This is a genomic window from Paenisporosarcina sp., assembly GCF_057785155.1.
This window is the reverse complement of record NZ_JBYNRN010000012.1, coordinates 459,574-471,022: the sequence shown is the minus strand read 5'-3', so window position 1 is coordinate 471,022 and position 11,449 is coordinate 459,574. Positions and strand designations below refer to the sequence as shown.

The following is an 11,449-nucleotide window of genomic DNA, read 5'->3' as shown; positions in this document are numbered from 1 at the left end:
TACGATTAATTAAAAGTTTAATTTCTTTTTGATGGTTGGAGTGAATGGCTGGAATTCTTCACCCTCTAACACATGTTTAGCGTTTTGTTGTAAATATGTAACCATTTGCTTGCCGATTTTTCGGCGAATAATATTATATGCCTGTTTTAATAAAAACGGACGATGTTTCACATCATGAGAATCTGATGCTATAAAATGAACCATCTTATAGTGACATAATTTCAGTGAGAACTTTTGCAACCTCCTACCATTTGCACCTGTAATGCTGCCAGCAGTTAGTTGGATAAGGGCACCTTTATTAATTAAGTCAAATAATTTTTTTGGATCCCGTCGAAATTCATAGTTTTTCTCAGCATGTGCAATAACAGGTATATATCCTTTTAACTGTAATTCGTAAAATATAGACTCTGTAAAATTGGGAATCTGATGTGTGGGAAATTCAATCAAAATATATTTACCACTATCAGCTAACGTTAATATGTTAGTATATAATTCATCCATTATTTCTCCGTGAAGGTGAACTTCCATACCGGGTAAAATAACCACAGGTATTTCTTTTTCTTCCATTAAGTCGTTTAATATTTGTATAGACTTTTTAACCTCTTTAACATTTTGGGTAAAGACCCCGTTCTGATGATGGGGTGTAGCAATAATATGTGTAATCCCGTTTTTTACTGCATTTTGAAGTAAAAGAATTGCATCCAATTCGGTAGTTGGCCCATCATCAATTCCAGGTAATATATGATTGTGAATATCAATTAGCATAATCTTCACTCCTTAGTAATAATAGGAATTATCTTGGAAGGAACCTTTTGCTTTATTTAAAATTGTTCCGAGAAGTGGTGCTTGTACTTGTTTCAACTGTTCAATAGAATAAAGTGTCTTATCCATCTTTGATGACTCTGAATTAATAACATATAAACAACCATCAATATTTGCAGATATATTCAATGTATCCGCTACTAGTAATGGAGGAGTATCAACAATTATTATGTCAAACCTTTGTTTTAGTACCTCTAACATATGTGTGAATTTCGAAGAAGATAATAATTCCGATGGGTTTGGTGGTGCGGGTCCTGCACTAATAAAAGACAAGTTAGAAATTCCAGTTGTTTGAATGATATCTTCAATACTAGAGATTCCTTCGATATATGAAGTGACACCTATTCTCTTAGGCAACTGAAATAATTTTCTTCCATTCGCTCTTCGTAAATCAGCATCCACATAAATGGTTTTTTTCTGATCCATTGCAAAAATAATACTTAAATTTGCACTGACAAATGATTTACCATCCCCAGACTCTGCGCTGGTAATAAGAAGAGTTTTTGCCTGTTGTTTTGAAAGCATGAACATTAAATTGGCCCGTATTGAACGAAATGTTTCTGTAAAAATATCTTGTGAAGCTAGTTTAGAAATAAGTTTTCCTTCGCCTGAAGGTATTACTCCAATAACTGGTAGTGATAGAGCTTTCTCGGCTTTTTCTTTTGAATCTATTACTGTGAAAAACATTTCTTGGATTAGTATAAATAAATAGCTTATCAAGAACCCTATAATTGCAAAAATGATAAAAAATAAAGTTGGCATTGGTTTTATGGATCTAGTATCTTCACCGACTACTGCTTGACTTAAGATATTGACATTTTCAAGATTCATTAGAGATTTTACTTCTTCTTGAAAAGTTGTTGCTAATGTATTTGCTAATTCAGCTGCCTTCTCAGGAGTTCTTTCCTCAGCTAATACAGTTAATATTTGAGAATCAATTTTAGATTCAATCTTTACTTTTTTATTTAACTCCTCTATCTCATAAGTTTCTTCCATAGAAACATTCACTTTATTTAATATTCTATTACTAGTCATTAAATATTTGTATGTTTCAATAAGACGTAAGTTGGCGTCTATTTCTCCTGTAGAAACTATGTTAGCCGTTGTGAAATTAACAAGAATATCTGTCTTCGCTTCGTACTTTGAGGGAATTGCAAAACTGCTAAAACCACCAATAAGAGATAAATATATAGTTGTTAAAATGATTATCTTTTTTCTCTTTTTGAATAAACTAATAAAATCTTTAATTTCAAAGGATTGCTTCATATTGGCTAATATGCCCCCTTGCATTTTAAAATGATCAATATAGTACGCAAGAGAATTTTCAAATCCATAAAAAATGTAACGTTTTTGATATAATACAAATCAAACTCGATTTTATTACCGTGTGAAATGTCAGCACGTCCATTGACTTGTGCCCAACCTGTCATTCCCGGCTTCATCATTAAACGTTTTTTCTGTAATTCACTGTAACAATTTGTAATCTCAGGAATTTCAGGTCGGGGTCCAATCAAACTCATTTCCCCACGCAATACATTGATGATTTGTGGAAGTTCATCGATACTTGTTTTTCTTAAGAAGGCTCCAATCTTTGTTACTTCTGTATTTTGAGGAGACTTAAATAAAAAATCATCTGGAACACCATATGTCCATGTATAAATTTTAACCATCTTTTTGTCGGTATTTTTCATGGTTCTAAACTTAATAATTTGAAATGGTTGATTTAAATGTCCTGTTCTTGTTTGTTTAAATAACAGAGGCGTTCCCGAAAATATGAGTAAGAGAATCACTATGAATGGATAAAATGGTAAAAACAGAACAAGTAAAAGTAACGATATTATCACATCAAATAAACGTTTACCAAACCGCTCATATAAGATCGAATCATATGTATTAATCAATAAAGTTCGAATTCTTTCCAGATTCTGTCCTCCCTATAATTTTTTTAATATCTTCTTTGATTTAACTTTTGTATTCGTTCATTTCTACTGATTATATTCCTTCACATCGGTCAAAAGAACTGTCTACTTTTGTTGTTTGATGAAATATAGAATTAGAGATTATATGCAAAGTCCAATGCTCATTTAAACAAATTTAAAACAGTAATCCTAATAAAATAAGGTAATGGATCTAGGTTAACTATCGTATATGTATTAGTAAAATTGTCTCATACTTTTATCTATAAAATTAGTCTCTCCCAATATGTATTTAAAAAGAAAAACCGCTGATTTAAATCTCAGCGGTTCGATCATTTGTATCCAAATGTATATCCCTACGTTTCATTTGTACCAAGAATATCGTAGTTAAGCTTAAACTTAATACACCAAATACGACAACCATCCATTGTAAGCCGATTAAATCTAATAATGCACCAGTTGCTAATAAAACAACTTGGAAGATCACTCGTTCTAACATATTTCTGAACGAGAAAAATCGTCCATGAAACGCTTTTGGCATTTGTTTCTGGAAAATAGTCATAGCTGTTGGGAAAAAGCATCCGACTGAAAATCCAAATACGGCAAAGGCAACCACTGATAACACTGGAATATTAGCAAATATTAATATTAACTCCGCAAAACCTATGATAAAGGCGAATACGAATAAAATCGTACTTGTTCTCCATTTCATGCCAATATATTTTACTGCTACTGTTCCGAGCATAAAAGCAATACCTTCAGCTGCATAAATTGCACCTTTAATGGAAGATGAATCTTGCATTTCACTTATGTTTATAACCAATAAGTTAAATGATCCGATGAAGAGCAGTGGAATTAATGTCATGATTAAGGTCATCATGACAGCTGGATAGGATTTTAAGATTGGAAACACTTCCATGAATCCACCTTTACCAGGGGCAGCGACTTTTACTTGAGCCTCTCTTCCCTCCTCCTCTTCAATACGGAGCATAAACGTGAAGATCAACAATCCTGCATAAGCGATGATGGACATGAAATAAAGTGACTGAAGTGACCAATAAACCAACACCACACCAGCTAACGCAGTTCCAATAACTCGAGCCATTGTAGCTACATTCATATGCCAACCATTCATTTGTAATAATTGATCATCTTTGACGACCAAAGGAATGGTTGCTTGTAGAGCCGGGAAATAAAAAGCAGCGGAAAGTTGAATGCTGATCATAAATGCAACCATCCACCAAATAGAACCAGTCCAAATAGCAATTAACATAAAACTAACGCTTACCATCCGTCCAAATCCTGAAATTAATAAAACGTTCTTCTTCTTAGTTTGATCAATGATTTTACCGGCTAATGGTCCAACTAGGATTCCAGCTAATAATCCAATTGCCATAATAACTGATTTTAAGAAATCAGAAGGAATACGTTCTTGCATGAACTCCAAGTTTCCAATGATTCCAGTCCATAACCCAAGCCCTGCAATCATTTCTCCAACTAAAATAATCCATACGTTACGATTTTTCCACATAATTACTCCTTTATACAACAAAGGGAGCTATTATAGCTCCCTAGTTGTACCCTTTCAAGATTCTTGCTTATTTACTTTCCAAACGCGAACTACATCGCCATCTTTATCTGTGTCGATAATAAATGATCCGTTCGAATAACGATCTGATACACGAATTGGTTTTGTATCTACAAATTCGCGTGATCCTTTAGTCGTTTCAATGATGATTTGATCTTGATTTTCTACATAATATACGCCGCTTACTCGGTGTGCATTTGATTTTAATTCACGTAAAACCACAATTCCACGTTTTGCACGTGATCCTGGTTCGAATTCTTTTAGTGACATTTTTTTGACTGCTCCACGATGTGTTACCAGGAAAATGTCTCCTGATGCTTCAGCTGGGATTGTTGCCGCATTCACCACTACGTCGCCATCTTTAAGGTTAATTCCTTTTACGCCACCTGTTTTAATACCGGTGACTGGAACCTCTTGCATATTAAAACGAACAGCATAAGCATTATGAGTCACAATAAAGACATCATCCATAGGGGTTACTAAGTTGATATAGACGACTTCGTCACCTTTTTTCAAATTCATCGTGTTTAATGCACGTGAATAACGTTGCACTTGATAGTCAGCAAGGATTGATCGTTTGATTTGACCTTGTTTCGAAACAGCTAAAATATATAAATCTTCCGTGAAATCAACAATTGGAATCGCTTTTATAATTGTCTCATTCGAATCAAGAGAAATAATACTTGATATATGCTGACCGAGGTCCTTCCAACGTATATCTGGTAGCTCATGAACGGGTTGATAAATATAGTTACCCAAACTAGTAAACAATAATAATTGATGTTGTGTATTCATCGTTGACTCGAATAATAGATAATCTGAATCTTTCATTGCAAAGTCTTTTCCATTTGATGCACTGTAAGAACGAGAGCTTGTGCGCTTAACGTAACCATCTTTCGTTACAGTCACGACTACCTCTTCGCTTGGTATCAATACATCTAATGTTAGTTTGATTTCTTCGATTTGATCTTCAATAATCGATCTTCTCGGTTCTGCAAATTGTTTACGAATTGCTTGTAATTCTTTTTGAATGACTTTTGCTAATTTTGCTTCATTATTCAAAATAGACATTAATTCACTAATCGTATTTTTTAATTCTGCTTCTTCGTTTCTTAAATCCGTTATATCTGTGTTTGTTAAACGGTAAAGTTGAAGAGATACAATTGCTTCAGCTTGTGTTTCAGTAAATGTGAACTTCTGTATTAAATTGTTTTTAGCATCACGTTTGTCTTGAGATGCACGAATGGTTTTAATCACTTCATCTAAAATGGATAAAGCTTTCATTAACCCTTCAACGATATGAATGCGATCTTTTGCTTTTTGTAAATCAAATGCTGATCTTCTTGTTACAACTTCTTTTTGATGACCAATATAGGCATCTAATAATAATGGCAAAGTCATCATCGTTGGACGTCTATTATGAATAGCGATCATATTGAAGTTATAAGCAATTTGTAAATCTGTGTTTTTAAATAGGAATTGAAGGATACCTCTAGCATCTATTTCTTTTTTCAATTCAATGACAATGCGCAAACCAGTTCGATCTGACTCGTCACGAACATCTGCGATACCATCTAATCGTTTATCCAAACGTTGTTCATCAATTTTTTTAATGAGCATCGCTTTATTCACTTCATAAGGTATTTCAGTAATGACAATTTGTTCTTTTCCGCCTTTTAAAGGTTCAATTTCAGCTTTCGAACGGATAATGATTTTGCCTTTACCTGTTTCATATGCTTTTTTAATTCCATCAATGCCTTGAATTGTACCACCTGTTGGGAAATCTGGACCTTTTAAAACAGTCATAAGTTCGTCAACTGTTGCTTCAGGATTGTTCATTCGCATTAAAACTGCATCTAAAACTTCATGTAAAGCATGTGGTGGCATATCCGTCGCATACCCAGCAGAAATCCCAGATGCACCATTGACTAATAAATTCGGGAAACGAGCTGGCAAAACAGTCGGTTCAAGTTCTGAGTCGTCGAAATTTTGGACAAGATCTACAGTTTGTTTTTGAATATCGCGAAGCATTTCTCCAGCGATAGCAGATAAACGAGCTTCTGTATAACGCATAGCTGCAGGTGGATCTCCATCAACAGAACCGTTGTTACCATGCATTTCAATTAACATGTGACGAACTTTCCAATCTTGGCTCATACGTACCATTGCTTCGTAAACAGATGTATCACCATGAGGATGATAATTACCAATTACGTTACCAACCGTTTTAGCTGATTTACGGAATGGTTTTTCGTTCGTATTTCCTTCATGGAACATTGCATATAAAATACGACGTTGTACTGGTTTTAACCCATCACGAGCATCTGGTAATGCACGGTCTTGAATGATGTACTTACTATAACGGCCAAACCGGTCGCCGATGACTTCTTCTAATGGTAAATCTTGATAACGTTCGGTTTGTGTCATTCTGTATCCTCCTCAGCATGAATGAGTTCATTCTCTAAAATATTGCTTTCCTCATCTAAGCCAAAATTAACATTGCTTTCAATCCATCTACGTCTCGGTTCTACTTTATCGCCCATTAAGGTCGTAATTCTTCTTTCAGCGCGTGCATCATCGTCTATTTCAACACGAATTAATGTACGTGTTTCAGGATTCATTGTGGTTTCCCATAATTGAACGGCGTTCATTTCACCTAAACCTTTGTAACGCTGAATCATATATCCTTTTCCAATCTTACGTATGGCTGCATCTAATTCTGCTTCAGTCCACGCATATTGAAGAACTTCCTTCTTACCTACTCCACGGTAAACCTTATATAAAGGCGGTAAGGCGATATAAACCTTGCCAGCTTCAATTAAAGGCTTCATGTAACGGTAAAAGAATGTCAGTAATAATACTTGTATATGAGCACCATCAGTATCTGCATCGGTCATAATCACGATCTTGTCGTATGCGATATCAGGCACAGAAAAATCTGCCCCAACCCCTCCACCGATTGCATGGATGATAGTTGAAATTTCTTCGTTTTTCATAATATCTGCAAGCTTCGCTTTTTCGGTATTAATTACTTTGCCTCGTAAAGGCAAAATAGCTTGGAAACTACGATCTCTACCTTGTTTAGCTGAACCACCAGCAGAGTCTCCTTCTACTAGATATAATTCATTCTTGGCAGCATTTCGCGATTGAGCCGGCGTTAATTTCCCTGAAAGTATAGAAGCAGATTTCTTTGATTTCTTTCCATTACGCGCGTCTTCTCGAGCTCTTCTAGCAGCTTCACGAGCTTGTTGAGCGCGAATAGCTTTTCGTACTAAAGAAGCACTTAATTCTGCATTCTCTTCTAAAACATAAAGAAGTTTTTCAGATACGACAGCATCTACAGCTGCACGAGCTTCACTTGTTCCAAGCTTCCCTTTTGTTTGTCCTTCAAATTGTAGAATCCCTTCAGGAATGCGCACAGAAACAATGGCTGCAACTCCTTCGCGGATATCTGCACCTTCGAGGTTTTTATCTTTTTCTTTTAATAAACTCGTTTTACGAGCATATTCATTAAAAACACGTGTTAAAGCAGCTTTGGCCCCGGTTTCATGTGTTCCGCCATCTCTTGTACGAACATTGTTTACGAATGAAAGAATAGTCTCTGAATACCCATCGTTAAACTGGAATGCGAACTCAACTTCAATATCATCTTGAACACCTTCCACATAAGCCACGGGGTGCAAAACATCTTTTTCTTCGTTTAAATAACCAACAAAAGCTTCAATTCCCGTTTCATAGAAGAAGATATCTTGAGTTCCGTTACGTAAATCATTTAGTTCAATTTTTAGTCCTTTAAGTAAGAAAGCTGACTCGCGTAAACGCTCGCAAATAGTATCGTAATTATATTTTGTTACCGAAAAAATCGTTGGATCCGGTAAAAAATGAATGGAAGTACCCGTTTCTTTAGTTGAACCTATATGTTCAAGTGTTGTCACTGGGTGACCACCATTTTCAAAACGTTGACGATATTTTTTTCCATCGCGATGAATCGTTACTTCTAAATATGTAGATAGTGCATTTACGACTGAAGCACCTACTCCGTGTAAGCCTCCACTCGTTTTGTAACCACCTTGTCCAAATTTACCACCAGCATGAAGTACAGTGAAAATTACTTCTGGTGTTGGTTTTCCGGTTTTATGCATTCCTGTAGGCATACCACGTCCAAAATCACGAACACTGATACTTTGATCTTCGTGAATATTGACAATAATGTGGTGACCGTAGCCAGCTAGTGTTTCATCCACTGAATTGTCTACAATTTCATACACTAAATGGTGTAAACCTCGTGCATCAGTAGAGCCAATATACATTCCTGGACGTTTTCTAACGGCTTCAAGGCCTTCGAGCACTTGAATTGCATCGTCATTATAAGCTGATATTGATTGATTTTTCGTCAAATGGTTCTCCTCCAAAAAACAAACAGATGTTTTCATTGTATAGAATGAATGCCGTATTTGCAATGACTCTAGCAGTATATTACAAGAATAGTAAGTTGAATCTAATAGAATATTAATATAAGATAAAGCGTTGTGACAAGACAGTACAAATGATAAACTAGTTGTAAGTATTAAGAGTAAGTACTAATTTTAAAGGGGCATTTTATGAATACTGTAATTATATTAGTTATCGCGTACTTATTAGGATCAATTCCATCAGCTTTATGGGTTGGAAAACTTATTTATAAAACAGATATTCGAGAACATGGAAGTGGGAACTTAGGCGGAACAAATACGTTTCGTACGTTAGGAGTCAAAGCCGGTTTAATCGTTTCCATTTTAGACATCCTAAAAGGGACAGCAGCTACTCTTTTACCTCTTCTGCCATTCTTTTCGAATACAGATGTACACCCTCTTATACTAGGTGTGTTAGCAGTTATAGGGCATATGTTTCCGATCTTTGCACAATTTAAAGGTGGAAAAGCTGTCGCGACTTCTGGTGGTGTTCTTCTTGCATATCACTGGCCGTTATTTGTCATAATGTTGGCAGGATTCTTTATCGTATTAAAACTAACAAAAATGGTTTCTTTGACTTCTATGATTCTCGCTATGCTTGGCCTACTTTATACAATTTTATACAACATTTTTTATAGAGTGGATATACCCCTGCTAATTGTTATTATTTTATTAGCGACGTTTATCTTGTATCGTCATCGAGCAAATATGACAAGGATTAAAGCAGGAACCGAGCCAAAAGTGAAGTGGATATAATACAATAGACCATGAAAGGCTGGTGTTCAAATGAAAATCATCATTTCAGACGATGCTATGAGTTGGTTTAAAGAAGAAATGGAAACAAAAAAAGGCGAACATATTCGTTTTTACGCACGCTATGGTGGTTCAAGTTCATTGCACGCTGGATTCTCCTTAGGTGTTACGAAAGAAGAACCAATGGAGATTTCAGTCGAGCTAATGGAAGACGACATCCACTTTTATATCGAAGAACATGATGAATGGTATTTTGACGGTCACGATCTTCATGTGGATATCGATCCTAAGTCAAAAGAACTTACCTACTCATATAAAAAATGAATCCAAAAACCACTATGTTTTGATACATAGTGGTTTTCTTCTTCACGCAAAACGTTTAAGTTGATTTAACATGCCTTCATTACTCAAAATACTCTCTTGATAATGTCCAAATAAATCATAATGTGGATAGCCTTCTTTAAAATCAATCCACTCTGGCTTTAATCCATATTGTTTACCCCACTGAATCAACCTGTCAACATCTGAGCAACCAACTTTTGTTACAGTTTTACAGCCTGGAAATCGCTCATCTAACCAATAATGAGTAAGAAATGAAATTTCCCCTCGACTAACTGATTCCTTCCATGACATTAACTCTTGACGTTTGATTCCAAAAGCCATTAATTTTTCACCCTTGCAATTTCACAATATTTTACGTCCCAAGAGGGATCTACTTTTTTAAGCGGAACGGGTCTAAATGATTCTTTTTTCACTAAGACATGTTCTGACTTAGCTGTTGCTGCTACTGTTCCATCTTTATGTAAAATCTCATAACCATAACTTGTTCGCAATTTTCCATGTGATTCAACCCAAGTACGAACAATGGCCGTCTGTCCATACTTTAAGGATGCCTTATACTGGATACTTAAATCAATTACTGGTGATAAATAGCCTTTACTTTCGAGTCCTGCATACGTATAACCTAAATCTTCTATCAGATTGGTACGACCAATTTCCATCCAAACTAAATAATTTGCATGATACACTACGCCCATCTGATCTGTTTCTGCATAACGAACTTCTACTTCTTTTTCGCTTATAAACATAAATAAGTCACCTCAATGTCTATTATACAAAAACTAAATAGAAATAGCGTTACCGGTGATTTACATCATAATACCGCCGTCTATATGAAGAACATGACCTGTGATATAATCAGCTTCATTTGAAGCTAAAAACAAATAAGCATTTGCGACATCTTCAGGTTGCCCAAGTCGTTGTAGCGAAACAGCGGTAGCCATCTTCTCAAGCATCGCTTGAGGAATCTTTGCAACCATACTTGTTGAAATGAATCCTGGTGCAACCGCATTTACTTGGATTCCTTTTCGACCAAACTCTTTTGCCCACGATTTAGTCATCCCAATTACAGCCGCCTTAGATGCAGCATAGTTTGTTTGACCCACGTTTCCATAAACACCTGTCACCGATGATGTATTTATAATTTTACCGCTAGATTTTTCAATGAAATGAGGAACAACAGCCTGGGTACAATTAAATACACCATTAATATTTACGTCTAATACACGTTGGAAATCAGACGGTTCCATTTTAAGTAGCATGGAATCTCTCGTAATGCCAGCATTATTAATGAGAATATCAATTGTGCCATATGTTTTTATTGTGTTAGAAACAAGTAAATCTACACTCATTCGATCAGCAACGTCAACTTTTAAAAACGTAACTTCATACCCTAATTCTCTCAACGATTTCTCTTGTATTTTGCCAGTCTGTTCATCAAAGTCTGCCATGATAACTTTGGCACCTTCAGCAACGAATTTTTTGCAAGCCGCAAATCCAATACCATTTGCGCCACCAGTAATGATGGCTACCTTATCTTTTAATCTCATCTCATACACCCCTAATTTATTAAAAATCTT

At 35.5% G+C, this 11,449-nt stretch carries 11 protein-coding genes; 2 read left to right on the top strand and 9 right to left on the bottom strand.

The window, feature by feature from the left end; all coding sequences use genetic code 11:
* Positions 1–9: 9 nt before the first annotated feature.
* From AC3EA5_RS05585 to parE, 6 genes are all read right to left on the bottom strand, one after another.
* Positions 10–765, bottom strand: coding sequence for a tyrosine-protein phosphatase (locus tag AC3EA5_RS05585; protein ID WP_488607419.1), 756 nt, complete (start codon positions 763–765; stop codon positions 10–12).
* Between the two features lie 12 nt (positions 766–777).
* Positions 778–2,088, bottom strand: a complete 1,311-nt coding sequence (locus tag AC3EA5_RS05580) for a tyrosine-protein kinase domain-containing protein (protein WP_488607418.1) — start codon at positions 2,086–2,088, stop codon at positions 778–780.
* A 5-nt stretch (positions 2,089–2,093) separates the two neighbouring features.
* A complete protein-coding gene (locus AC3EA5_RS05575; RefSeq protein ID WP_488607417.1) occupies positions 2,094–2,723 on the bottom strand; it encodes a sugar transferase in 630 nt (209 codons plus the stop codon).
* Positions 2,724–3,051: 328 nt separating this feature from the next.
* The gene (locus AC3EA5_RS05570; RefSeq protein ID WP_488607416.1) at positions 3,052–4,269 is read right to left on the bottom strand and encodes an MFS transporter; all 1,218 of its coding nucleotides are present in this window, start codon (positions 4,267–4,269) and stop codon (positions 3,052–3,054) included.
* Between the two features lie 54 nt (positions 4,270–4,323).
* Complete coding sequence (parC, locus tag AC3EA5_RS05565; protein ID WP_488607415.1) at positions 4,324–6,753, bottom strand: DNA topoisomerase IV subunit A; 2,430 nt, start codon at positions 6,751–6,753, stop codon at positions 4,324–4,326.
* A complete protein-coding gene (parE, locus tag AC3EA5_RS05560; RefSeq protein ID WP_488607414.1) occupies positions 6,750–8,723 on the bottom strand; it encodes a DNA topoisomerase IV subunit B in 1,974 nt (657 codons plus the stop codon). Before parE ends, parC begins: the two co-directional genes overlap by 4 nt.
* Before the next feature lie 204 nt (positions 8,724–8,927).
* Here parE and plsY point away from each other — a divergent pair, with 204 nt between their 5' ends.
* Both plsY and AC3EA5_RS05550 read left to right on the top strand, forming a co-directional pair.
* Positions 8,928–9,533 carry a glycerol-3-phosphate 1-O-acyltransferase PlsY gene (gene plsY, locus AC3EA5_RS05555; RefSeq protein ID WP_488607413.1) on the top strand — a complete coding sequence of 202 codons (606 nt, stop codon included), beginning with the start codon at positions 8,928–8,930 and terminating at the stop codon, positions 9,531–9,533.
* 30 nt (positions 9,534–9,563) lie between these two features.
* On the top strand, positions 9,564–9,854 hold the full coding sequence (locus tag AC3EA5_RS05550; RefSeq protein ID WP_488607412.1) for a HesB/YadR/YfhF family protein: 291 nt from the start codon (positions 9,564–9,566) through the stop codon (positions 9,852–9,854).
* Positions 9,855–9,896: 42 nt separating this feature from the next.
* Here AC3EA5_RS05550 and AC3EA5_RS05545 read toward each other — a convergent pair whose 3' ends face one another.
* The 3 genes from AC3EA5_RS05545 to fabG are packed head-to-tail and all read right to left on the bottom strand — an operon-like array spanning position 9,897 to position 11,419.
* Positions 9,897–10,193 (bottom strand): hypothetical protein, encoded by a 297-nt coding sequence (locus AC3EA5_RS05545; protein ID WP_488607411.1) that lies wholly within the window; start codon positions 10,191–10,193, stop codon positions 9,897–9,899.
* Positions 10,193–10,618, bottom strand: coding sequence for an acyl-CoA thioesterase (locus AC3EA5_RS05540; RefSeq protein ID WP_488607410.1), 426 nt, complete (start codon positions 10,616–10,618; stop codon positions 10,193–10,195). The genes AC3EA5_RS05545 and AC3EA5_RS05540 overlap by 1 nt, the downstream gene beginning before the upstream one ends.
* Before the next feature lie 60 nt (positions 10,619–10,678).
* The gene (fabG, locus tag AC3EA5_RS05535; protein WP_488607409.1) at positions 10,679–11,419 is read right to left on the bottom strand and encodes a 3-oxoacyl-ACP reductase FabG; all 741 of its coding nucleotides are present in this window, start codon (positions 11,417–11,419) and stop codon (positions 10,679–10,681) included.
* Between the last annotated feature and the right edge of the window lie 30 nt (positions 11,420–11,449).

Excerpts from the sequence above, each read along its gene's own strand:
- AC3EA5_RS05540 (WP_488607410.1), bottom strand. The coding sequence starts at position 10,618 with ATGTTTATAAGCGAAAAAGAAGTAGAAGTTCGTTATGCAGAAACAGAT.
- parC (WP_488607415.1), bottom strand. The coding sequence starts at position 6,753 with ATGACACAAACCGAACGTTATCAAGATTTACCATTAGAAGAAGTCATC.
- fabG (WP_488607409.1), bottom strand. The coding sequence starts at position 11,419 with ATGAGATTAAAAGATAAGGTAGCCATCATTACTGGTGGCGCAAATGGT.
- AC3EA5_RS05585 (WP_488607419.1), bottom strand. The coding sequence starts at position 765 with ATGCTAATTGATATTCACAATCATATATTACCTGGAATTGATGATGGG.
- AC3EA5_RS05550 (WP_488607412.1), top strand. The coding sequence starts at position 9,564 with ATGAAAATCATCATTTCAGACGATGCTATGAGTTGGTTTAAAGAAGAA.
- AC3EA5_RS05580 (WP_488607418.1), bottom strand. The coding sequence starts at position 2,088 with ATGAAGCAATCCTTTGAAATTAAAGATTTTATTAGTTTATTCAAAAAG.
- AC3EA5_RS05545 (WP_488607411.1), bottom strand. The coding sequence starts at position 10,193 with ATGGCTTTTGGAATCAAACGTCAAGAGTTAATGTCATGGAAGGAATCA.
- AC3EA5_RS05570 (WP_488607416.1), bottom strand. The coding sequence starts at position 4,269 with ATGTGGAAAAATCGTAACGTATGGATTATTTTAGTTGGAGAAATGATT.
- plsY (WP_488607413.1), top strand. The coding sequence starts at position 8,928 with ATGAATACTGTAATTATATTAGTTATCGCGTACTTATTAGGATCAATT.